The sequence below is a fragment of the Limnochorda sp. LNt genome, assembly GCF_035593265.1.
Taxonomy (GTDB): domain Bacteria; phylum Bacillota; class Limnochordia; order Limnochordales; family Geochordaceae; genus Geochorda; species Geochorda subterranea.
In genome coordinates this window covers 454,874-477,558 of sequence record NZ_CP141614.1, presented here as the reverse complement: position 1 = coordinate 477,558, position 22,685 = coordinate 454,874, and the positions used below count along the sequence as shown (strand labels likewise).

At 71.7% G+C, this 22,685-nt stretch carries 20 protein-coding genes; 3 read left to right on the top strand and 17 right to left on the bottom strand.

Features of this window, described 5'->3' with window-relative positions; genetic code table 11:
- Nucleotides 1–251 precede the first annotated feature (251 nt).
- From VLY81_RS02240 to VLY81_RS02210, 7 genes are all read right to left on the bottom strand, one after another.
- Nucleotides 252–590 carry a cupin domain-containing protein gene (locus VLY81_RS02240; protein WP_324669405.1) on the bottom strand — a complete coding sequence of 113 codons (339 nt, stop codon included), beginning with the start codon at nucleotides 588–590 and terminating at the stop codon, nucleotides 252–254.
- Nucleotides 591–604: 14 nt separating this feature from the next.
- Nucleotides 605–976, bottom strand: coding sequence for a cupin domain-containing protein (locus tag VLY81_RS02235; RefSeq protein ID WP_324669404.1), 372 nt, complete (start codon nucleotides 974–976; stop codon nucleotides 605–607).
- Between the two features lie 169 nt (nucleotides 977–1,145).
- Complete coding sequence (locus VLY81_RS02230; protein ID WP_324669403.1) at nucleotides 1,146–2,402, bottom strand: M24 family metallopeptidase; 1,257 nt, start codon at nucleotides 2,400–2,402, stop codon at nucleotides 1,146–1,148.
- Between the two features lie 46 nt (nucleotides 2,403–2,448).
- The gene (locus VLY81_RS02225) at nucleotides 2,449–3,687 is read right to left on the bottom strand and encodes a LeuA family protein (RefSeq protein ID WP_324669402.1); all 1,239 of its coding nucleotides are present in this window, start codon (nucleotides 3,685–3,687) and stop codon (nucleotides 2,449–2,451) included.
- Nucleotides 3,688–3,720: 33 nt separating this feature from the next.
- Nucleotides 3,721–4,689 carry a C-terminal binding protein gene (locus tag VLY81_RS02220; protein WP_324669401.1) on the bottom strand — a complete coding sequence of 323 codons (969 nt, stop codon included), beginning with the start codon at nucleotides 4,687–4,689 and terminating at the stop codon, nucleotides 3,721–3,723.
- Nucleotides 4,690–4,883: 194 nt separating this feature from the next.
- Entirely contained in the window at nucleotides 4,884–6,299 is a 1,416-nt protein-coding gene (locus VLY81_RS02215) for an ATP-binding protein (protein ID WP_324669400.1), read from the bottom strand.
- 164 nt (nucleotides 6,300–6,463) lie between these two features.
- Nucleotides 6,464–7,270: a FadR/GntR family transcriptional regulator gene (locus VLY81_RS02210; RefSeq protein WP_324669399.1), complete on the bottom strand. Its 807-nt coding sequence runs from the start codon at nucleotides 7,268–7,270 to the stop codon at nucleotides 6,464–6,466.
- 120 nt (nucleotides 7,271–7,390) lie between these two features.
- On the opposite strand from VLY81_RS02210, the gene VLY81_RS02205 reads away from it, so the two are divergent.
- Nucleotides 7,391–8,158 carry a GntR family transcriptional regulator gene (locus VLY81_RS02205; protein ID WP_324669398.1) on the top strand — a complete coding sequence of 256 codons (768 nt, stop codon included), beginning with the start codon at nucleotides 7,391–7,393 and terminating at the stop codon, nucleotides 8,156–8,158.
- Nucleotides 8,159–8,170: 12 nt separating this feature from the next.
- Here the strand turns inward: VLY81_RS02205 and VLY81_RS02200 are convergent, their stop codons facing one another.
- Nucleotides 8,171–8,761: a transcription repressor NadR gene (locus VLY81_RS02200; RefSeq protein ID WP_324669397.1), complete on the bottom strand. Its 591-nt coding sequence runs from the start codon at nucleotides 8,759–8,761 to the stop codon at nucleotides 8,171–8,173.
- Between the two features lie 132 nt (nucleotides 8,762–8,893).
- Between VLY81_RS02200 and VLY81_RS02195 the strand changes: the two genes are divergently transcribed.
- Together VLY81_RS02195 and VLY81_RS02190 are read left to right on the top strand one after the other, a co-directional pair.
- Complete coding sequence (locus tag VLY81_RS02195) at nucleotides 8,894–9,136, top strand: hypothetical protein (protein WP_324669396.1); 243 nt, start codon at nucleotides 8,894–8,896, stop codon at nucleotides 9,134–9,136.
- Nucleotides 9,133–10,590: a sodium:solute symporter family protein gene (locus VLY81_RS02190; RefSeq protein ID WP_324669395.1), complete on the top strand. Its 1,458-nt coding sequence runs from the start codon at nucleotides 9,133–9,135 to the stop codon at nucleotides 10,588–10,590. The genes VLY81_RS02195 and VLY81_RS02190 overlap by 4 nt, the downstream gene beginning before the upstream one ends.
- A 37-nt stretch (nucleotides 10,591–10,627) precedes the next feature.
- On the opposite strand, the gene VLY81_RS02185 is transcribed toward VLY81_RS02190, so the two are convergent.
- The 9 genes from VLY81_RS02185 to VLY81_RS02145 form a co-directional block, all read right to left on the bottom strand.
- Nucleotides 10,628–11,821: an acyl-CoA dehydrogenase family protein gene (locus VLY81_RS02185; protein ID WP_324669394.1), complete on the bottom strand. Its 1,194-nt coding sequence runs from the start codon at nucleotides 11,819–11,821 to the stop codon at nucleotides 10,628–10,630.
- Nucleotides 11,811–13,043 carry an acyl-CoA dehydrogenase family protein gene (locus VLY81_RS02180; protein ID WP_324669393.1) on the bottom strand — a complete coding sequence of 411 codons (1,233 nt, stop codon included), beginning with the start codon at nucleotides 13,041–13,043 and terminating at the stop codon, nucleotides 11,811–11,813. The genes VLY81_RS02185 and VLY81_RS02180 overlap by 11 nt, the downstream gene beginning before the upstream one ends.
- Before the next feature lie 89 nt (nucleotides 13,044–13,132).
- Entirely contained in the window at nucleotides 13,133–13,909 is a 777-nt protein-coding gene (locus VLY81_RS02175; RefSeq protein WP_324669392.1) for an enoyl-CoA hydratase/isomerase family protein, read from the bottom strand.
- 28 nt (nucleotides 13,910–13,937) lie between these two features.
- Nucleotides 13,938–16,196 carry a methyl-accepting chemotaxis protein gene (locus VLY81_RS02170; RefSeq protein WP_324669391.1) on the bottom strand — a complete coding sequence of 753 codons (2,259 nt, stop codon included), beginning with the start codon at nucleotides 16,194–16,196 and terminating at the stop codon, nucleotides 13,938–13,940.
- 3 nt (nucleotides 16,197–16,199) lie between these two features.
- Nucleotides 16,200–18,293 carry a (Fe-S)-binding protein gene (locus VLY81_RS02165; RefSeq protein ID WP_324669390.1) on the bottom strand — a complete coding sequence of 698 codons (2,094 nt, stop codon included), beginning with the start codon at nucleotides 18,291–18,293 and terminating at the stop codon, nucleotides 16,200–16,202.
- A 42-nt stretch (nucleotides 18,294–18,335) separates the two neighbouring features.
- The gene (locus tag VLY81_RS02160) at nucleotides 18,336–19,358 is read right to left on the bottom strand and encodes an electron transfer flavoprotein subunit alpha/FixB family protein (protein WP_324669389.1); all 1,023 of its coding nucleotides are present in this window, start codon (nucleotides 19,356–19,358) and stop codon (nucleotides 18,336–18,338) included.
- A gap of 22 nt (nucleotides 19,359–19,380) precedes the next feature.
- Nucleotides 19,381–20,181 (bottom strand): electron transfer flavoprotein subunit beta/FixA family protein, encoded by an 801-nt coding sequence (locus tag VLY81_RS02155; protein ID WP_324669388.1) that lies wholly within the window; start codon nucleotides 20,179–20,181, stop codon nucleotides 19,381–19,383.
- Nucleotides 20,182–20,379: 198 nt separating this feature from the next.
- A complete protein-coding gene (gene rpsD / locus VLY81_RS02150) occupies nucleotides 20,380–20,988 on the bottom strand; it encodes a 30S ribosomal protein S4 (protein ID WP_324669387.1) in 609 nt (202 codons plus the stop codon).
- Nucleotides 20,989–21,042: 54 nt separating this feature from the next.
- The gene (locus VLY81_RS02145; RefSeq protein WP_324669386.1) at nucleotides 21,043–22,683 is read right to left on the bottom strand and encodes an asparagine synthase-related protein; all 1,641 of its coding nucleotides are present in this window, start codon (nucleotides 22,681–22,683) and stop codon (nucleotides 21,043–21,045) included.
- Between the last annotated feature and the right edge of the window lie 2 nt (nucleotides 22,684–22,685).

Below are 22,685 nucleotides of genomic sequence, written 5' to 3'. Positions count from 1 at the left end.
GCCACCCCGAAACTTGCCAGATGGCCCCGTACCCCTGAAACTTCGAGGACATCAGCGCAATGGCCAGCTGGCCCTGTTGGTCCGAATCGCTTTCGCACCGATTAGTTGCCGTCGCCGTGCATCCGACCAGGGCGACGATTGCGAAGTCCACTGCCGGTCATGCCATGTACGGCTCTCGGCGTCTGACGCCGAAAAACGCAGATAAGTTCGCATTCGCTCACGTATCGCCAGCACAGCCGGCCGACACCCTCCTATTCTCTGGGCGAGCCCCTTCCAGCTGCATGACTCTTGAAGCTGATCACCTCCGCATCCTCGATCGCTACCAGCTCGTACTCAACGTTCGCCGGTATATGAATGATGTCGCCCGGGTCTGCTACTGCTACCTCGTACTCTATGCGAGCCCGCAAGCGGCCTTCCAGGACGAATATCATCTGCTCGTTGGAATCCCGATGGGACTTCGCGGCCCTATGAGCCTCATAACGGACAAGAGCCACCTCCAGGTTCTGACCTTGAACAACTGCTCCGCGCGCAGCCGACTGCTGAGGCCCGATCGCCACATGGGCCATTTTTGTGAGGTCGTAAAACGGCAAGCCCATTCGCCTCCCTAGGAAAGCCGGTGTCCCGTCCCGTCTACGAGATTCTTGCAACTCAACACGGTTACTTCTCCCTCAACGGCAACCACTCTGTGGGGAACGTTGGGCCGCATATGGGCGAGCTCTCCAGGCCCGAGGATGCGAACTTCTTCGTCCATCTCAACTTGTATCTTGCCATGTAGAACATACATCATTTGCTCCTGAGCATGTTGGTGTTTGACTGCTCCTTCGCCGTGTTTATAACGAAGCACCCCCACCTCAATTGCTTCTCCAGTAATTAAGCTTCCGTACGCCTTTGAGTACTTTGGGGTAACTAACTCCTCGGGCTGCGTTCCTTTCCTATAAACGGGCATTCCTATCGCCTCCAAGCTCGTCGCAAACAAGCGACACTCTCATGTCATCAATAGCTCTGCTCACTGTTCAAGCCTAAAGCTTCCCTTGTTTACCACCCGCTGTCTTAGTGGATAGCCATGGACTTAAAAAGGCTACAGCGTTGACATAAAGGCGGCGATTCTTCCAGAGAGCTTTGCGCTGGACAATGAAGTCGGGGAACTACTTCAGAAACTCCTCCTCGAACGGCATCTGGGTCAGCACCACCGGGCCCTGGTCGCTGATGACGACGTCCTCCTCCAGGCGCACCGTCTGTTCCAGGCCGGGGTGTCCCGCGAACGTCTCGATGGCGAAGACCATGTTCTGCTTCAATTCGACGGGATACTTGAGCGAGTAGGAGCGCGAGATCCACATGCCCTCGTACAGGGACAGCCCGATGGAGTGGGCGAACTGCTGCAGGCTCACGCTGCCGTATCGGTCGTCGTCGTAGACGGGGAAGCGCTCCGCCACGTCCTTGGTGGTGTTGCCGGGGCGCAGCTGCTCCAGGGCCGCGTACAGCGAGTCGTAGCACTCCTTGTACAGGTCCTTCTCCTGCGGCGTCGGCTTGCCGGCCACCTTGAAGCAGCGCACGTAGTCGACGAAGTAGCCGCCGGGGCCGATGGCGTTGATGTCCACGATGACGAGGTCGCCCTGGCGGATCACCTTGTCGGTGTGCCAGCGCCGGTAGGGGCTGGTGTTGCCGCCGCTGGCCACGATGACGTCGTAGACGAAGTCGAACCCGGCCTCGTACAGGAACTCGTTGGCCTTCGCGCAGATGGTAGACTCCTTGACGCCGGGCTTGAGCCACTCGTTTCGTATCCGCCACATGCACGCGTCCGCCCAGGCCGTCGAGATCTTGTGGCACTCGATCTCGTCCCGGGTCTTGATGACACGGGCGGCCGACATGGCCGGCCAGGCGCTCGTCAGGTTGATTCCGGCCTTCTGGAAGGCCCGCAGCGCCGTCGGATCCGCCATATCGATCCCGATCCGCTCACCCTGCACGCCGTGCTCCTTGAGGACCTCCACGACGCTCTGCACCATGCGGTCGGCCATCATCTCCTCGGCCGTCTCGGCCCATCGCCACGTGATGGCGGGGCGGATCCGGCCCTCCATCCACGGCGCGTCGATCCTGGCGCACTCGATGTCCGACCCCACGGTCTCGAAGAGCACCGGCTCCCCGCCCCGCGGGAGCACGGCGTATCGGATGAAGATGTTGTTCTTCCAGTTGCCCTGCCAGACGCCGGTGACGTAGCGGATGTTCTCGCCGACGAAGAGCACCAGCGCGCCGAGGTCGTGCCGCTCCATCTGCTCCTTGGCACGCTGCAAGCGCTCTCGACGCATGCGATCGAAGTTGACCCGCTCCTGCCAGTCGGTCCCGGTGGTGCTGTAGACTCGCCGGGGCGTGTACTCGTGGGGACGCTGGATGAAGCTCAGGTCCATCGTGATCTCGACCTCCCTGCCTCGTCGGGTGGCACGCCTGCGACCGTCAACCTGCCCTCGCCGGGCTGAGCACCACCAGGGCCAGCGACCGAAACTCGTCCCGGGTGAGCAGCCGGCCCTTGGCCAGCGACTCCTGCTTGACCAGGGCGACCAGCTCCATCACCTGCTCGTCGGTCGCATCGAGCCCGTCCTCTTCCAGCCACAGCCGCACGTTGTCGGCGCCGGAGCCCTTGCCCATGACGACCCGGGCAGGCTCGCGCCCGATGAACTCGGCCCGCACCGGGAAGATCTCGGTGGGCGTGCGATGGTAGCAGTTGCGATACCAGGAGGCGATGATGCCCGACTCGATGTCGTACAGCATCTCGCCGATGACTGCCCGGTTGGTGGGAATCTGGATGCCCGCGATCTCCTGCAACAGCCGTGCCGTCTCGTACAACCGGTCGCAACGCAACCCCATGTCGACGCCGTAGAGCATCAAAAGGGCCAGCGCCAGCTCCTCGTAGGGGGTGTTGCCGGCTCGCTCCCCGATGCCCGCGATGGTGGTGTGGGCCACCTCGCATCCGCTGGCGAGGGCCATGACGGTGTTGGCCACGCCCATGCCGAAGTCGTTGTGGAAGTGGCACTCCAGGGGCTTGTCGATCTCGGCCTTGATGCGCCGGATGAGATACGGCACCGCATGCGGCGAGAGCACGCCGAAGGTGTCGACCACCACCAGGGCGTCCATGTGGCCCTCGGTGGCGACGCGCTTGAGCAGGGTCAGCCCCCACTCGAGGTCGGCCCGGCTGAAGTCGATGGGGAAGAAGACCGTGTACAGCCCCTGCTCGTGCGCGAAGCGGGTCGCCTGGATGGAGAGGTCGATGGCCTTCTCCACCGGCCACCCATACGCCTCGCGGATGATGTGCTCGCTGGAGGGGATCTCGACGACCACCCCTCGCACGCCGCAGTCCTGGGCCCGCTTGACGTCCTCGATGGTGCACCGGGCGAAGGCGAAGATCTCGGGCCCCAGGTTGCGTCTGACGATCTCCCGGATGGCCGCCTCGTCCTGCGGGCTGACGGCCGGCATCCCTGCCTCGATGCGGTGGACCCCCACCTCGGCCAGCTTCTCGGCAAGGCGGATCTTCTGGTCCTTGTTGAAGACGAGGCCGGCCTGCTGCTCGCCGTCCCGCAACGACACGTCGTGGAGGCGGACCCGCGCGGGGAACTCGAACTGCGAGCGCACCTCGGGGAAGTAGTTCCACGGGCTGACGAACCAGTCGTCGCTCTTCCATGGAGTCGCTTGCGACACCGTCGGCACCTCCGGTGATATCCGTCTGGCCCCTCAGCCGGCCATTGCCGGCCGGTTGACGGGGTGCTGGGGGGCCGCCCCCGACAGGACGGCAACGACCTGCCGGGCAGCCTTTCGCTGCAGCTCCTCGACCGAGGCCTCCGAGTAGAAGGCCACGTGGGGCGTCAGGATGACCCGCTCGTGGCCGCGGACCGGGCTCTCCCAATGCGCCCCCTCGTGCTCCAGCACGTCCAGGGCGGCGCCCGCCAGGTGCCCCCGGTCCAGAGCCTCTCGCAGCGCCGCCTCGTCCACGATCCCTCCCCTCGAGGTGTTGACGAGGTAGGCACCCGGCTTCATCCGCGCGATCCGCTCGCGGTCCAGCAGGTGGCGCGTCTGGGCCGTCAGCGGCACGTGGATGGAGACCACATCGCTGGAGGCGAGCAGGCTGTCCAGATCGGCCGGTGCGGCCCCGGCCTCCCTGATGGCGAAGGGATTGACGTACGGGTCGTAGGCCAGGACGTGCAGGCCGAAGGCCTTGCTCTTCTGGCAGACCCGACGGCCGATCTGGCCGAAGCCGACCAGGCCCAGCACCAGGTTGGCCAGGCGCGGGATGGGGCGGGCCGGCTCGAAGGTCCACCGGCCGGCCCGGGTCAGGGCGTCCAGCACGGTCAGCTTGCGCAGCAGCGCCAGCACCAGGGCCAGGGTGTGGTCGGCCACCTCGTCGATGCAGTAGTCCGGCACGTTGGTCACCCAGATGCCCCGGCGCTCGGCAGTGGCCACGTCGACGTTGTCCACCCCGATGCCGAGCCGGGCGATGATCCGGCACCGGCCCATCCGCTCGATGAGCTCCGCGTCGAGCGGGAAGTAGGTGTTGAGCACCGCGTCGGCGTCCGCGGCGGCTCGAGCCACCGCCTCCCGATCGCCCGCTGCCACCACGAGCTCGGCGCCGATCCGGTCGAGCTCGTCCTGTACGGGCTCGATGGATGGGAAGACGTGATCCGTAAACAAGACCTTCCAGCCCATGGGACGCTCCTCTTGGGCCGGCTGGCCCCGCCTCAGCGCCTGGCGGGGGTCGGGCCGGGTACGTCGAAGGGTATCTGGTGCTCAGGTGATCCGATCTCTTTTGGCGGGGTATATACGCTATCGGTAATCGGATTCCTTCTTATGGTCGCGCGATTTCCTCGCGGATCAGGACGAGGATGATGAGGGCCCTTTCGCTATGCTTCCGGTCTCGGAAGCCCTAACTCGCCCGCCAGCTCGGCCACGAACTGCACCGCCGTCCGCGGCGAACGGTCGTTGTGACGCATGGCCCACTCCAGGGCGAGCTTGTGGAGGGTGGCGGGTTGGATGGGCCGCCACGGGCCCTGGCCCGTCGGAGGCGCGTCGGTCGGCGCCACCGCCACCCCGGCCTGCCGGGCGACGCCCTCGACGATGCGCAGGTACAGAGCCTGGTCGCACGGCGGGAAGAAGACCGTGACGCCGAACCGGTCCGCGAGGGAGAGGGTCTCGTTGACCTCGTCCTGCGGACGGGCGGCGCCATCCTGCAAGGCCTGCTCGCGCACCAGGTGCCGCCGGTTGGAGGTCGCGTAGACCCGCACGTTGGGTGGGCAGGCCTGGGCCGAGCCCTCGAGGGTGGCCTTGAGCTCTTTGAAGGCTGCGTCCGCCTCGCCGAAGGAGACATCGTCGATGAAGACGACGAAGCGCTGCCGGTAGGGACGCAACGTCTCCAGCAGGTGAGGCAGGCTGTCCAGGTCGGCTGGCCGGAGCTCCACCAGCCGCAGGCCACGGTCGGCGAAGGCCGCCGCCAGCGCCTTGACGGTGGCCGACTTGCCGGTGCCCCTGGGGCCGTAGAGCAGCAGGTGGTGTGCCGGCGCCCCGGCGACGAACCGCTGCGTGTTGCGCACCACCTGCTCCCGCTCCCGTTCGTAGCCCACGAGGTGCTCCAGCCGCACCGGGTCGGGATGCGGGATGCCGCTCAGCCGGGTCCCGTCCCAGCGCAACACGGCATAGCGGCCGACCACCCCCGGCCCCACGGCACGGTAGTAAGCGGCCAGATCCTCGAGGCAGGCGGCGAAGTCCGACGCCCTGGCAAAGGCGGCGTGCAGGGACTCGACCAGATCTCTGCGGGGCCGCAACGTGCCCCGGTCGGCTCGGGAGGGTACCGCCCAGAGCCCCTGCGGCCACGGCAGCCCCCGGGAGAGCAGGGCTCCCTCCACCTCCGAGGGAGGCAAGGTCGCGAGGGCCTGCAGGCAGCGCAAGTCGTGGGCCGCCGCCTGCCGCAACGCGGCCGGCAGTCGGTCCAGCGAGTCGCAGCGAGCCGCCTCCTGGCTGAACGGATTGGCGTCGGTCAGGATCGCCTCCACCAGGGCATCCGACCAGAGAGGCGACGCCGGAGCCGACGGGCCCGACCGCCCCTCGGTCTCGCACCTCGCCAGCAGGCGAGCCGTCAGCTCTCGAGCCGCCTGCCAGATACGGCCGCCTGCCGGTCCGGCAGAGGCCGGGCCCGCCTCGGCGTCCGCGAGCGCCTCCAGGAGCCCGACCAGCGCCTGCACCACGCCACCGTCGCGCAGCACGCCGTCGTAGAAGACGAGACGCCGGACCGCCTGCAGCCTCTCCACGAGCCGGCTCGACACGCTTGCCTCACCCTTCCCTGACCGTCGCCGCCCGCACGAGGGGGCCGTATGCCCGGGAGTGGCGGTGGGCGACCATGTCCGTGCCAGGAGCTCCGTGCCAGGAGCTACTGCCTTGATCGATGCCCCGCCGGCATGATGAGCGCGGACCCGACATCGAGGCCCATCTATCGCGTCACCGGCGTGTCGTTGGTGGCCTCCAGCGCCCGCGCCAGGTGGATCTTGATGTCCTCCAGGTGCTCGGCCATGGCGCGGGAAGCATTCCGCCCGTCGCGCCGGGCCATGGCCTGGTAGACCTGATCGTGGTAGCGGCAGGCACGGTCAGCCGCCCCCGGCAGCTCGACCGCCATCCGCTGCTGCACCAGGAACGTCTCCCTCACCGCCGTCAAGAGCCGCGGGTAGACGACGTTGCCTGAACTCTCGGCGATCACCATGTGGAACTCCATGTCATGCTGGATGAACTCGTCGGGCCTCTCCTTGCCGGCTCGCATCATCTCCAGCAGCGCCTGCATCCGATCCAGCTGGGCGGGGCCCGCCCTCTCGGCCGCCAGGCGGGCCGTCTCCACCTCGATGAGCCGCCGGGCCTCCATGAGATCCATCACCTCGGCGGGCTCCAGCGGGTAGAGGTTGGCGAAGGGAGCCGGCCGCACCAGCAGGTCGAGCCGGTCCGACTCGACGAAGACCCCCCGGCCCTGCTGAGCCGAGACGATCCCGTAGGCCTCCAGCTCCTTGAGGCCCTCGCGCAGCGTGGCGAGGCTCACTCCCAGCATGCCGGCCAGGCGCACCGTCGGCGGGAGGCGATCGCCCTTCTGGAGGTGGTTGTCCCGGATGAAGCGGAGCAGCGCCTCCGCGACCAGGCGGGCGGTGCTGTGCCGGGTCACCTTGCCCATGTTGTACGGGGAGGCGGCGGCCTTGAGGTCCTCCGCTCCATCGTGGCTCGGAGGAGATCCCGGGGTCTCCATGTCGCTCTTCATGAGCTTGTCAGATCACCTGGTAACGGTCAGTATGACACGTACCGTCGTTTTCCTGCTGCGCGCCACCCACTTGGGGCCCACCGTGCTCGTGTCATAATGGAGCCCGGGGAGGGGGCCGGCGTGGGCGACGGCTCAGGCGACACGGTGCTGCGGGCGGGGGCGCTGCCCCTCTACCACCAGCTCCAGCACCTGATGCGCAACGCCATCGAGTCGGGGCGCTGGGCCCCGGGCCAGCGCCTGCCCGGCGAGCGCGAGCTGATGCGCCAGTACGGCGTCAGCCGCACCACGGTGCGCGAGGCCCTCGAGGCCCTGGCGCGCGACGGGCTCGTCGTGCGCCAGCAGGGACGGGGGACCTTCGTAGCCCCGAGGCCCCTCATCGCCACGTTGGCCAGGCTGCAGGGCTTCACCGAGGAGCTGCAGGCGCTGGGGCGGCCCGTCGGCGTCACCGTGCTGCACGCGGGCCCCGTCCCGGCGCCGCCCGAGGCGGCCGAGGCGCTGCAGCTGGAGCCGGGGGCCCGGGTCGTCGAGATCAGCCGGGTGGTGGTGCTCGACGGCCAGCCCCTGTTCACCGACGAGAGCTTCCTGCTGCCAGGTCCCGGCCGCCTGGTGCTGGCGGCCGAGCCGGGTCAGACCATCTACGCCGCCCTGGAGGCGGTGGGCTTCAAGCCTGCCACCGGCGAGCAGACCATCGAGGCCGCCCCTGCCACCCGCCGCGAGGCCCAGCACCTGGGCATCCGCCCGGGCGAGCCCGTGCTGCTCATCCGGCGGGTGACCCGCATGGCCGACGGCGCCCCGCTGGAGTACCGGCGGGTCGCCTACCGGGGCGACCGCTACCGCTACCGGGTGGCGCTCGTGCGCCAGCCGCCGGGCGAGCCGGCGCGGGCCTGACGCCCGCCCCGGTCAGCCCTCCATCAGGAAGCCCAGCTCCCGCAGGCGCCGGGCGATGGCGTCGAGCCTGGCCTCGCTGGCCGCCTCGATGGTGTGCAGGTGAGGCCCGCCGGTGAGCGCCAGCAGCGGTGCCGCCCCGCTGGCGCGCAGGCTCTGGACGAACTCGTCGACGTCCGCCCGGCTCGCCGTCATGACCAGGCCCCGCAGCTCCCCGTACAGGGGGTGCTCCACGATGACGTCGACCACCCGACCGCCCAGGTCGCAGATGGCGTCGAGCTCCGTCTCGATGTCGTCGGGGCCGTGGCTGACGGCCAGCACGCGCCGGCATGCCCAACGGGGGTCGGGCCGGTTGGGCTCGGTCAGGAGGTAGCCCTTGGGGGTGGCCAGGATGGGCGCCCCCGCCGCCCGCAACACGGTCACGTCCTGCACGATGATCTGACGGCTGACGCCCAGCCGCTCGGCCAGACGGCTGCCGGGCACCGGCCCGTCGGCCTGCCGCAGCAGGTCCAGCAGGGCCTGCCGGCGAGCCTCGGGGCTGCGCTCCGACGGCATGCCCGCCTCGGTACCGTCACCCCTGCCGGGAGGCGAGACCACCGACCCCATCTTGCAATCCCTCCGCTCTCCTTTACGACCACCGACCCCATCTTGCAATCCCTCCGCTCTCCTTTACAATACAGAGGAGAAGCTGACAAGACACCTGTCAAAACACCATCGCATCGGAAGGGGTCGGGCGGGGTGGTCAACCCACGGACGCTGGTCGGGGCTGCATCGATGGCCCTTCTCGTCTTGTCCGCGCACGTCGTGCCCTATGCGTGGCTGTCCGGGGTGCGCGCCTGGTACGGGAGCTTCCTCTTCTGGACGCTCTTCGCGGTGGTGTCCATCGCCGTGGTGGGCTGGGTGACGGCCCCCTGGTCGCACCCGGGGTCGGGCGGCACCCGGCGTTCGGCCGTCGCCGGGGAGAGGCGGGAGCGCGCATGAGCCCGGCCGTGCTGTACGGGGCGTTCGCCGCCTACCTGCTCCTGGGCACGCTGGTGGCCGCGCTGGCGCGGCGTGGCCTCACCCGCGAGGTGGAGTCCTACTTCCTGGCCAACCGGCGCCTGGGCGGGCTCGTCTCAGCCCTCAGCTACGCGGCCACCACCTACAGCGCCTTCATGATGGTGGGACTGGCCGGGCTCACCTACCGGGGCGGGGTTGGAGCGCTGGGCTTCGAGCTCGTCTATCTGTCGGGGCTGTCGCTGGTGGCCTTCCTCGGGCCGCGCTTTTGGGAGGCGGGTCGCCGGTGGGGCCTGGTCTCGCCGGCCGAGCTGCTGGCCGTCCGCTACGACAGCCGCCTGCTGGGGGCCGTGGTGGCCGCCGCCTCGGTCATCTTCCTCATCCCGTACAGCTCCGTGCAGCTGACGGGCATCGCCCTGCTGCTCGACCGCATGAGCGCCGGAGCCATCCCCTTCGGGGCGGGGCTCGTGCTGGCCACGGCGGTCGCCGTCGTATGGGCATGGATGGGCGGGCTGCGCTCCGTCGCCTGGACCGACGCCTTGCAGGCCCTCATCATGATGGCCACGGCGCTGGCCATCACGGCGGGGGTGGTCGGCCAGCTCGGTGGGCTCGGCGGCATGTTCGCCCGGCTGCAGCTCGAGGCCCCGGAGTGGCTGGCCGTGCCGGGCAACGGCTACTTCACCTGGCAGACCTTCGTGGGGTTGTCGCTGCCCTGGTTCTTCTTCGCCATCTCCAACCCGCAGGTCTCCCAGCGCCTCTTCGCGCCCCGGGACCTGGCGGCGATGCGCCGGATGCTGATGGGCTTCCTGATCTTCGGGCTCGCCTACACCCTCATCTCCATCCTGTGGGGCTTCGCGGGACGACTGCTGCTGCCCGGCCTGCCCAACCCCGACCTCGTCACCCCCACCCTGCTGGCCTCGCCGCACGTGCCGCCCGCCCTGGCGCTGCTGGCGCTGGTGGGCATCAGCGCCGCAGCCATCTCCACCACCAACTCCATCCTGCTGACGCTGTCGTCCATGGTGGCCAGGGACCTCTTCCGCCCCCTGCGGCCCGAGGCCGGTGACCGGCTGCAGCTGGCGGTGGGCAAAGGCGCCATCCTGGTCATCGCCTCCCTGGCGCTGGCCTTCGCGTGGGCGCAGGGCGGGCTCATCGCCCTGCTCTCCGTCGCCTCGTCGGCCGGGCTGCTGGTGACGGTGCCGGCGCTCATCGGCGCCTTCTACTGGCCCCGCGGCACCGCGGCGGGCGCTTTGGCCAGCGTGGTGATGGGCGGCGCGGTGGTGCTGGTGACGCAGTGGGGCAACCTGCGTCCGCTGGGCCTGTGGCCGGGCGTCTGGGGGCTGGCGGTCTCGAGCCTCGCCTACGTGGGCGTCAGCCTGCTGACCCGCCCGGCCACGGCACGGGCGCGCGACTTCGTGGCGGGCCTGCGCCAGCCGGCCTGATCCGCTCGATCGGCGACGGCGAAGGCCGCCGGGGCCCTCACCCCAGCAGGCTGCGGGCGATGACCAGCCGCTGGATCTGGTTGGTGCCCTCGTAGATCTGGGTGATCTTGGCGTCGCGCATCATGCGCTCGACGGGGTGCTCCTTGACGTAGCCGTAGCCGCCGAGCAGCTGTACGGCGTCCGTCGTCACCCGCATGGCCACGTCGGAGCAGAAGAGTTTGGCCATGGCGGCGTAGCGGTTGATCTCGGCGGGCAGCCGCCCGTATCCGTGCTCGTGGATGAGCCTGCAGGCGTGGTAGAGGAGCTGGCGCGCCGCCTCCACCTGCGTGGCCATGTCCGCCACCATGAACTGCAGCCCCTGGAACTCGGCCAGCGCCTTGCCGAACTGGCGGCGCTCCTTGAGGTAGCCCACGGCGTAGTCGAGGGCGCCCTGGGCGATGCCCAGGGCCTGGGCCGCCACCCCGGGCCGGGAGCGGTCCAGGGTCATCATCGCGATCTTGAAGCCCTCGCCCTCCCCACCCAGTCGGTGATCCAGCGGCACCTCGCACCCGTCGAAGACCAGCTCGGCCGTGGGCGAAGCGTGCAGCCCCATCTTCTCCTCGACCCGGCTCACCGAGAAGCCCGGGGTGCCCTTCTCCACGACGAAGGCCGTGACGCCCCGGTGCCCGAGCGAGGGGTCCACCGTGGCGAAGACCACCACGACGTCGGCGACGCTGCCGTTGGTGATGAAGCGCTTGGTCCCCTCCAGCACCCACCGGTCGCCCCGTCGCGTGGCACGGGTGCGGATGGCGGCCGCATCCGAGCCCGCCTCGGGCTCCGTGAGGGCGAAGGCCGCCAGCCTCTCCCCCGTGGCCAGCGGGGGCAGCCACCGCCGCTTCTGAGCCTCGTCGCCCCCCAGGATGATGGGCAGCGAGCCCAGCTCCTGCACGGCCAGGATCAGCGAGGCCGTGGCGTCGACCCGGGCCAGCTCCTCGATGACCACGGCGAGCGTCAGCAGATCGGTGCCGGCCCCGCCGTAAGCCTCGGGAATGCAGAGGCTGAAGAGGTCCTGCTCCCGGAAGAGCTGCACCACGTCCCAGGGGAACTCCCCGGTGCGGTCGTACTCCCTCGCCCGCGGGGCGATGTGGGTCTCGGCCAGCTGCCGGGTCAGGCGCCGGAAGGCCTCCTGCTCCTCGCTCAAGCGCCAGCCCGCGGCCGCCACCGCCATGGCCGCTCCCTCCCTACTCGTCACGTTCCGAGCCCGTCCGGCTCGGGCGCAGGCCCATTTCCCGGGAAATGACTTCGCGCAACATCTCGTCGGTGCCGCCTCCGATGCGGTAGAGCCGGACGTCGCGCCAGATCCGCTGCACGTCGTGCTCCAGCGTGTAGCCGTAGCCGCCGTGCAGCTGCAGCGCCTCGTCGGCCATCTCGAAGGCCGTCCGGGTCGCCACCAGCTTGGCCATCATGACGGCCTGCACCGCATCGAGCCCGCTCTGCATCCGCCAGGCCGCCCAGTAGACGAGCTGCCGGGCCGCCTCCAGCCGAGCCGCCATATCGGCAAGGCGATGCTGCAGCGCCTGGAACCGCGCGAGGGGCCGGCCGAAGGCGTGGCGGCTCTGCACGTGGGCGACGGCCAGCTCCAGCGCCTCCTGGGCCATGGCCACCACCCCGGCGGCGATGACCAGCCGCTCCCCCAAGAGCTCCCACATCAGGTGGTAGAAGCCCCGGCCCGGCTCGCCCAGCAGATTGGCGTCGGGGACGTGACACCCCTCGAAGACCAGCTCGCCGGTGTCGGAGCTGTGCATCCCCACCTTGTCGATGAGCCGGGCGGTGCGGAAGCCGGGCGTGCCCCGTTCGACCAGGAAGAGGCTGATCCCTTTGCGCCCTGCCTTGGGGTCCGTCCTGGCCGCCACCAGCACCACGTCGGCGATGGCCCCGTTGGTGATGAAGGTCTTGGTGCCGTCCAGCACCCAGCCCCCGTCGACCCGCCGGGCCGTCGTGCGGATGCCGGCCAGGTCCGACCCGGCCCAGGGCTCCGTCATGGCGATGGCCAGCACCCGCTCGCCCCGCACGGCCGGCTCCACGAAGCGACGGTGCTGGTCCGGCGTGCCCCACCGCACCAGCGGCGGCAGCGCCATGTCGGTGTGCACCATCACCGCCATGGCCAGCCCACCGGATCCGCAACGGTGCAGCTCCTCCACGAAGGCCAGCGTGGCAAACCAGTCGAGCCCCGCTCCTCCCAACGACTCCGGCACCCGAAGCCCCAGCAGGCCGTGCTCCCCCAGCAGCCGGAAGACCTCCTTCGGGAAGGCCCGAGCCTCTTCCCATGCCCGGGCGTGCGGCCGCAAGTGACGCGCCACCAGCTCGCGCACCGTCTGTCGTAACGCCTCGTGCTCGGGGCGGAAGCAGGGGTGCGCTGCGGCCGGGCCCTCGCGCCCCTCCTGGACCGCCACCGGCCCGGTGGTCGCCTCCATCGTCCTCGACCCCCCGTGCTGCTCTGGCTGGCCGCCCGCCGCTCGCCGGCCGCGCCGGGGTCGTCTCCCCCTCCGCTGCTCCTTGCTCGCTAGCGGCCCTTGAAGGGAGCGGGCGGCCGCTTCTCGAGGAAGGCGCGGCGCCCCTCCTGGGCGTCCTCGGTGGTCAGGGCCAGCACGAAGGCCTGCCGCTCGGCGGCCATCCCCGTCGCCAGGGGCCCCTCCAGGCCACGACGCGCCACCTCCTTGATGAGCCGCAGCGCCACCGGCGGCTGGGCCGCCAGCCGCGCCGCCAGCCGCTCGGCCTCGACCAGGCAGGCCTCGTCGGGCACGACCCGGTTGACCAGGCCGATGCGCCAGGCCTCCTCTGCCTCCATGGGCTCGCCGGTCAGCAGCCACTCCAGCGCCCGCCCCAGACCGACGAGCCGGGGGAGGCGCTGGGTGCCGCCGGCGCCCGGGATGATGCCCAGCCGGATCTCCGGCTGGCCCAGCCTGGCGCTGCGAGCGGCGATGCGGATGTCGGCCTGCATGGCGATCTCCAGCCCGCCCCCCAGCGCGGCGCCGTTGATCGCGGCGATGACGGGCTTGGGGCAGGCGGCCACCCGCTCGAAGAGCGGCGCCCGCTCGCTCACCCACCGCTCCGCCTCGGCCGCCGAGCTCACCGGCTCCATCTCGCTCACGTCGGCCCCGGCGCAGAAGGCGCGCCCGGCTCCCGTCAGCACCACGACCCGGACGGCGTCGTCGGCCTCCGCCCGATCCATGGCCGCGGACAGCTCCCGTAGCAGCGCCAGGCTGAGCGCATTGTACTTGTCGGGACGGTCGAGGGTGACGACGGCGTAGCCGTCACGGGTCTCGTAGCGTACCAGCACGGCGGCCTGGCCCCCCTTCCCCCTACACCTACACCTTGAAGCCGGCCACCTGGGCCGTCAGGCGGCGGGCCTGGGCCGCGACCTCCTGGGCCTGGGTGGCCACGGTCTCGGTCGCCTCGGCCTGCCGCTCGGCTCCGGCCGCGATCTCCTCCGCCCCGGCGGCGGTCTCCTCGGTCACCGAGACGATCTCCTGGACGGCAGCCCCGGCGGCGTGGATACGCTGCGCCACCTGCTGGGCGGTGCTCACCGCCTCCCCGATGTCGTGCACCACCCGCTCGATGGCTTCGTGCACCAGCGCGAAACGCTCCCGGGCCTGGCGCGCCACCGCGATCCCCTGCCCGACTGACCGCTGGCCCTCCTGCATGCCGGCGACGGCCGCCGCGACGTCGCGGGCCATCTGCTCCAGCACGCCGCCGATCTCCTGGGCCGCGGCCCGCGCCTGCTCGGCCAGCCGCCGCACCTCCTCCGCCACCACGGCGAACCCCTGCCCGTGCTGGCCCGCGCGGGCCGCCTCGATGGCGGCGTTGAGCGCCAGGAGATTGGTCTGGTCGGCGATGGCCGTGATGGCCTCCACGATGCGCCCGATGGAGGAGGACCGCTCGCCCAGTGCCTGCACGCTCTCGGCCCACTGGGCAGCAGAGGCGGCGATGGACTCGCTCTGGCGCACCACCGCCTCGACGGCCTGGGCCCCCTCGCCCGCCTGCTGCGCCGCCTCGGCCGCCGCCTGGCTCATGCGAGCGCTGAGGGCCACCAGCTCCTCCACCCCGGCCGCGGCCGCCTGCATCTCCTCTTGGGTGCGCGCGGCCAGCTGGCTTTGCTGGTCGACGCCGCGGGCCAGTTGCTGGATGGTCTCGCTCACCTGCAGCGCGCTGCGGCGCAGCTCGTCGGCGGACCGGGCCAGGCTCCCGCTGGATCCCTCCAGGTTGGCCGCCACCTGGCCCACCTGCCCGATGAGCCCCTGCAGCGAGCCCATCAGCTCGTTGAAGGCACGCGCCAGGTCCCCCACCTCGTCGCGCCCGGCCGCCGGCAGGCGCCCCGTCAGGTCGCCGCGGCCGCGGGCGATCCCCTCGAGCTGTCCCACCACGCGCCGGATGGGCGCCGATACGCCCGCCGAGAGGAGGGCTCCCACCAGCACGCCCAGCAGGGACATGCCCAGGCCTGCCGCCATCATCCGCTGCCGGAAGAGCTCGAGCGGCGCCAGCGCCTCGGCTTGTGCCCCCTCGGCCACCATGACCCACTCGTGCCCCAGCACGGAGATGGGCTGCGCTGCCACCAGGCGCGGCGTGTCCCCCGGCCCCTGCACCACCTGCCCGACGGTGGCGCCGGCGGCCCGCGCCGCCTGCACCGCTCCCGCCAGGTGGGCGGGCACGGGATCGCCGGCCGTCGTGCCCTCGGGCCCGAATCGCACCCGGTCGTCGCCTCCCACCAGCAGCACCTGACCCGTCTCGCCGAGCCCGGCCCGCTCACGTACCACCGGCTCGAAGAGCCCGGCCGGCCACCGCACCGCCAGGTAGCCGAGCAGCGTCCCGTCGAGGGAGCTCGTCACCGGGACGCCCGCCCACACCCCTGCGCCGGCCCCCGCAGGCCGGTAGGCGCCCACATCGCCCACCGCCAGCGCCGCACCCGTCGCGAGCTGCCTCACCACCGAGGCCAGCGGGGCGAGATCGGCGGCGGACATCCCCGGCGTCGTGCGGCCAGCGCTGCCGCCCTGCGCACGCGACGCCGCCCCCAGCGCCAGCGCCGCCCCGAAGTCGCCCCCCTTCTGCAGCGTGAAGACGACGCGCCCCTCGAGGTCGACCAGGGCCAGGTCCTCGGCCCGCAACGCCTGCGCCGCCGCGAGCAGCCGGGCATGGTAGGCGCGGTGGTAGACGCCGTAGAGCGTGTCGTCGCCGCTCAGCCCGGCCTGCTCGAGGCGCTGGCCGGGCGCTACGGGGTTGGTCTCGACCCAGGCCCGCCGAAGGGCGTCGGCACCGGCGTCGGCGAAGGCCATGGCCAGCCCCCTGGCCGCATCGGCCGCCCATCCCTCCGCGGCCGTCGCGGCCAGGTGCTCCGCACCCCGCCGCAGCTCCTCCGCCAGCGCCTGCGCCCTTCCCGCACCGGCGACGGCCAGCCGGTCCCGGTAGATGTCGGTGACGGCCGAGGCCGCTTGCCGGTAGGCGAAGACGGTCAGGCCCACCGCCACCGCCGCGACGAGGGCCGTGACGCCGGCCGCGGCCTTCCATGCGATGGTGAGGCGCAGCCCCCGGATCCGCCCGCCGATGGTTGCGACCTGTCCGACGGCATGCATCGGTCAACCGGCCTCCTCGATCCCCCTCGCGGCCCCCGGTGCCGCCACACCCTCCATCTCCCGCGTCGACTCCTCCAGGAGCTCGGCGATGTCACGGACCTCCACCGGGCGGCTCCCCTCGGTGACGCCCTTGACACCGTCCTCCAGCATCTGCATGCAAAACGGGCAGCTCACCGCCACCACACCGGCGCCCGTGGCCACGGCCTCGCGAGCCCGCACCAGGGCCACCCGCTCGTCGCCCCGCTCCTCCACCCACGCCCGGCCGCCTCCGGCGCCGCAGCAGAGGCTCTTGTCGCGGCTGCGGGCCATCTCCACCACGTCGCTGTCCCCGAGGCCCTGCAGCACGACCCGCGGGGCGTCGTAGACGCCGTTGTGGCGTCCGAGGTAGCAGGGATCGTGATAGGTGATGCGTCGCCGCAGCGCCTCGCCCGCCGCCGCGGCCGGCTCGAGGCGGCCCTGGCGCACCAGCTCCGCCAGGAGCTCGGTGTGGTGGCGCACACCGAAGTGGCCGCCCAGGGCCGGGTACTCGTGCTTGAAGACGTTGAAGCAGTGAGGGCAGCTCGTCACCAGCTGCCGCACGCCGTAGCGCTGCAGCGTCTCGATGTTGGCGGCGGCCAGCTGCTGGAAGAGGAACTCGTTGCCCATCCGCCGGGCCGGGTCGCCCGTGCACCGCTCCTCGCCGCCCAGCACCCCGACCCGCAGCCCCGCCCTCCGCAGCACCGTCACCAGGGCCCGCGCCACCCGCTGGTTGCGCTCGTCGAAGGCCGCCGCGCACCCCGCCCAGTAGACGACGTCGACCCCCTCGGCGCTGCCCGCCGCCGGGATCTCGACCACGTCCAGCCCCCGGTACCAGTCGGTGCGGCTGGCCGTGGCGCCCCGGAAGGGGTGTCCCCTGGCCTCCAGGCTCCGGAGCGCCTCCTGCATGGTGTCGGGAGCCTCGGCCTGCTCCATCACCAGGTGCCGGCGCAGATCCAGGATCTTGGGCACGTGCTCGATGAAGACCGGGCAGGCCTCCATGCAGGCCATGCAGGTGGTGCAGGCCCAGAGGGTCTCGGGGCGGATCACCTCGCCGGCCAGCACCCGGGACGTGGCGCCGTCGGTGCGCTTCATCTCGTCCCGCAGGTCCAGCACCAGCTGCATGGGCGACAGCGGCTTGCCCGTCATGTGGGCCGGGCAGACGGCGGTGCAGCGCCCGCACTCGGTGCAGACGTCGGCGTCCAGCAGGTCCTTCCACGTCAGGTCCTCGAAGGCCGCCGCGCCCAGTCGCTCCACCGATTCGAAGTCGATGGGCTTGGGCGAGGCGGGCGCCTCCAGGGGCTGGAGATAGACGTTGGCGGGCGCCAGCAGCAGGTGGAAGAGCTTGGAGTAGGGGATGTAGGCGATGAAGCCCATGGTGACGACGAAGTGAAACCACCACATCGCCGCATGCCACGCCTGCATGGCCTCGACGCCCATCCCGGTTGCCTGCACCAGCCGCGCCACGCCGTAGCCCACGAAGCTCCACGGGCCCCAAGGGTCGTCGGTGGCCGCGATGCGCAGACCCTCCACCACGAAGCCCGTCACGAGCACGACCTCGAACAGCCCCAGCACGTAGGCGTCGGACCACAGCCCCCGGCGCAATCGGGGCGACTTGAGCACGTAGCGCTGCACCATGGCCGCGGCCACGCCGAGGACGGCGGCCAGCCCGAGCGCCTCCAGCGCCAGCGACTGGAAGTAAAGGTAGAAGCGCCCCCGCATGATGGGGATGCCGAGGTCGTAGTGGATGAAGACCACGACGGTGCCGGCGAAGAGGGTGACGAAGCCCCAGAAGAAGGCGAAGTGGTACAGCCCCGCCGCCCGGTCCGCCAGCAGCCGGCCGTGGGCCAGGACGTGGCGCACCACCAGGCCGAGACGCCGCCCCACGGGGCGCAGCCGGTCCACGGGGCGGCCGCGCCGCCAGATGCGGTAGTGCTCGTAGATGCCGTAGCAGAAGATCCCGAGGGTGACCGCCACCAGCACGTACATCACGACGACGCCGGCGTAGGGGATGTTCCAGAAGACCTGGCGCGTCGCCTCGGAGATGTCCAGGGTGGCCGGTGCAGGAGCCGGTGTCGTCACGATGCCAACGCCCCTTCGCGGTCGCCCGCCGGGAGCGGGCGCTCAGCTCGCCCGGGAGCCGGGCGCCCGCCCCAGCGCCTGGGCCAGGCGTTCGATCAACGACGGCAACACCTTGCGCCAGTCCTCGGCCAGCCCGATCTCGGCCGCCCGAAAGATGGGCGCCTCGGGATCCTTGTTGATGGCCACCACGTGCCGGGCCCCCGAGATGCCGGCCAGGTGCTGGCTCGCCCCGCTGATGCCCACGGCCAGGTAGAGGTCGGGCGCCACCATCTTGCCCGTCTGGCCGATCTGCAGGTGCCCCGGCACCCATCCGGCATCCACCGCCGCCCGGGAGGCCCCCACCGCGCCCCCCAGCACCTCGGCCAGCTGCTGCAGCACCTGGAAGCCCTCGGGCCCGCCCATGCCCCGGCCGCCCGAGACGATGATCCGGGCGTCCTCGAGGCGCACGCCGTCGGAGGCGGCGGTGCGCCGCTCGAGCACCCGCAGCCGGGGAGCCGGCAGGGCTCCGGCGTCCAGCTCCAGGGAGACCAGCGCGTCGGCCGGCGGCTCGCCGCTGCGCGCCGCGGGCGCTGCAAACGCCCGGGGCCGCACGTTGACCACGGTGCGGGCCTGGCGGGAGCCGACGACCGCCATGGCCTTGCCCCCGTACATGGGCCGCACCCACCCCGGCCGGCCCTGCTCGCCGGGCCGGACGTCCACCACCTCCGTGACGCTGGCGGCCCCGATGCGCATGGCCAGCCGTGGCCCCAGCTGCGCGCCCAGGGGATCGCCGTTGATCAGCAGGGTCGTGGGCTCCAGGCGCCCCGCCGCCCAGGCGAGGGCGGCCACGTAGCGATCAGGGTCGGGCTCGGTCAGGCCGTCGCTGGCCAGTCGCCAGACCCGGTCGGCGCCCCTCCGCCACAGGTCCCGCGCCAGAGCCTCCAGGGACGGCCCATCGGCACCCGCTACCAGTGCCTCGACGGGCTCGCCCGTCAGGCGGGCCACCGTCGACGCCGCCCCCATCAGCTCGGCCCAACCCGAGGGCGAGCGTCCCTGCGGGGCCACCACTACGGCCAGCACGCTCATCCGCTGCATCGTCCTCTCCCGCTCACAGCACCTTGAGCTCGAGCAGAGCCGCCACCAGCGACTCCACCCGCTCCTCGAGGGAGTCGCCCTCCACCATGCGGCACTGCCGGCTCTGCTGCGGCACCTCGAGGGCCTCCACCGCGGTGCGGGCCGGGAGGCCCTCTCCCGCGAGGCCCAGCTCGGACGGCGCCATCACCTCGATGGGCTTGCGGTGGGCGGCCATGACGTCCTTGACCTTGGGGATGCGCGGTACGTTGGACTCGGCGTTGGTGGCCGTCAGCAGCACGGGCGGGCGCACCTCCACGACCTCCGTGCCCTCCTCGGTCTCGCGCTCCACGTGTAGGCTCCCGTCGGGCCCGGGTCGCACCCGCAGGGCGTTGGCCACCATGGGCAGGCCCAGGGCTTCGGCCAGCATGGGGCCCACCTGCCCGCCGTCGGTGTCGCCGGCCTGCCGCCCGCACAGCACCACGTCGAAGGGCGACAGCTTGCGGCGGATGGCCTCGGCCAGAGCCGACGCCGTCACGAAGGCATCGCCCTCCCCCAGGCCGCCCGGGTCGATGCGCACCGCCCGGTCGGCCTGCATGGCCATCGCCTTGCGCAGCACCTCGTCGGCCGACCTGGGCCCCAGGGTGAGGGCCGTCACCGTGCCGCCGCCCACGGCCTCCCGCAGCTGCAGGGCCACCTCCAGGGCGATCTCGTCGAAGGTGCTGATGACCAGCGGGGCCCTGCCTGCAATCGGTCGCCTGGCGACCGGGTCGACGGCGAAGTCCCGCGGCGACATCTCCGGGTCCAGGACCTGCTTGACGCAGACCACCAGATGCATGTCGACCTACCTTCCGTTTGGGAGGGGCCCGGCCGCCCACCGCTCGCGCACGCCGGGGCGGCGGCACGACGCGGGGGCCTCTCGGTGATAAGATCGATTCGCCGTGGCAGGATGGCTTCCCTTCGTAGCGGTTTCAAACGGGGCAGGAGGCGAGAGGGGCCGGAGCCGAGCGACCGCGTGCCGGCGAGCGCGGTCGCCTCAGCGAGCGTAAAACTCGACGACCAGGCTCTCGTCGACCTTGACCGGCATCTCCTCACGCTCGGGGTAGCGCAGCACCCGTCCCCGCAGCTGCTCCCGGTCCAGCTCCAGGTAGGGCGGCGGCGTGGCGCCCTGCTCCAGCGCCTCCCGCAGCGGCTGGATGTCGCGGCTGCGCTCGCGAGGCTCGATGACGTCACCCGGGCGCACCCGGTACGAGGGCCGGTCCACCTTGCGGCCGTTGACCCTCACGTGGCCGTGCACCACCATCTGCCGGGCCGCCGGCAGGGTCGGCGCCAGCCCCAGGCGGTAGACCACGTTGTCGAGACGGGTCTCCAGGTAGCGCAGGAGCTGCTCGCCCGTGCGCCCCCGTGCCCGGCTGGCCGCCTTGAAGTAGTTGCGCAGCTGGCGCTCCGAGACGCCGTAGATGAACCTCAGCTTCTGCTTCTCCAGCAGCTGCTTGCCGTACTGCGAGATGCGACGCCGCCCCGCCGCGCGCCCGTGCTGCCCCGGCGGATAGGGACGCTTGAGGGCCGGGCAGTCGGGCCGGCCGCAGAGCGGCTCGCCGACCCGTCGACACATCCGGTGGCGGGGCCCCAGGTAACGTGCCATGTGCGACCGCCTCCCGCCACCATCGTCGCGCGGCAGCCGGCCGCCCTATGCACGTCAGGCCACCTCGCCGGGCACCACGCTGCGGCTGAGCCGCACCGCGTCCACCGCCTCGGGCTCCGGGTAGGCGTCGAGGAAGAGCCGCAGGTACCACGCCTGCTCACGGGAGCCCAGGGGCAGGCGGGGATAGCGGGCCTGCAGGCGACGCTGCTCCGCTTCGGAGATGGCCTGCTCGGCCAGCCGCGCCAGCAGCCCCGCAGCGCCGCTGCCCTGCGAGAACTTCTGCTTGGGACGCGTGGCGATGGCCGCCGCCTCGGCCGGCAGCACCCGCGCCGCCAGACACCGCACCAGCCACTTGTCGACGACCCGGCCGCCCTCGTGGCGCCGCTTGAGGTCGGGGGAGATGGCGAAGGCCCAGGCCACCAGGGGCCAGTCGAGAAACGGGAGTCTGGGCTCGATCCCGAAAGCCTGCGCCATGCGATCCACCCGCTGGAGGCCGGTGTCGGCCAGCAGTCCCATCAACGCGGACAGTGCCCGCTCCAGGGCCGGCCCCTCCAGCCCCTCGAGGCTCGCGTACCCGGCGAAGAGCTCGTCGCTGCCCTCGCCGCTGAGCACCGCCCCGACCCGGCCCGCGGCCGCCTCGGCGGCCAGGTGGTTGGCCAGCGCGCTTCGCACCAGCGGAGCGTCGAAGCTCTCCAGGCGATAGACCACCTCGGGCAACAGCCGCAGGGCGTCGGCCTCGGTCAGCAGGCGCACGTGATGGATCAGGCCCAGCGCCCGTGCGACCCGGGCCGCGGCTTCGACGTCGGGACTGTCGGGGGTGCCGGCGGCAAAGCTCAAAAGAGGGCCGCCGACCCGTGAGCGCGCCAGCGCCGCCACCAGGCTCGAGTCGAGCCCGCCGCTCAGCAGCACGCCCACCGGCCCGTCCCCCTCGACCCGCGCGGCGACGGCCGCCCGCAGGAGCGTCTCCAGGCGATCGAGCGCCGCCTCGGGCTCCTGCTCGAGCCCAGCCACCGCCGCACCCGCGGCCACCGACGGCCCCGCCTCGCGACCGGCGCGCTCCGGTGCCCTTCCGGCTGGCCGCTCGGCGTCGCGCATCGTCTCCCATGGCAGGCGATGCGTCGCCGCCCAGGCCGGGCCCTGGAGAGCCCCGTCCGCCGTGATCCGCAAGACCGCCACCCGGCCCGGCGGAAAGGCCCGGTAGGTCCGGCTGGCCTCCCGGATGGCCTTGATCTCCGAGGCGAAGTAGACGGCCTCCCTCGTGCGGGCCCAGTAGAGGGGGCGGATCCCGATGGGATCCCTGGCCAGGGCGAGCCAGCCGCCCCCCTGGCCGTCCTCTCGCCAGACCGCCAGCGCGTAGCCCCCCGTCGTGGCGCGCAGGAGACGGACGGCCGCAGCCGCCCGCGTCGCGAGCATGCCGGGCCCGGTATCGTCCCCGGCCAGGGCGCCGCTCGGACCCTCGCCGCCGACGAGCGCGGCGGCCAGCGCCGCGTCCTCCTCGGCCGCCCCGGACGGACCGGCCACCTCCCGGTCGGCAGCCGTCCACCCCGCCCTGCCGTGTCCCAAGACGACGCGGGGATCGGTCTCGGGCCAGACCGACCACCGCGCCCCGCCCGGTCCCCGGTGGGCGATGGCGGCCGCCATGCGCCGCACCGTCTCCAGTGACGGTCGCCCGATGCCGCCGGCGATGGCCGCCATCC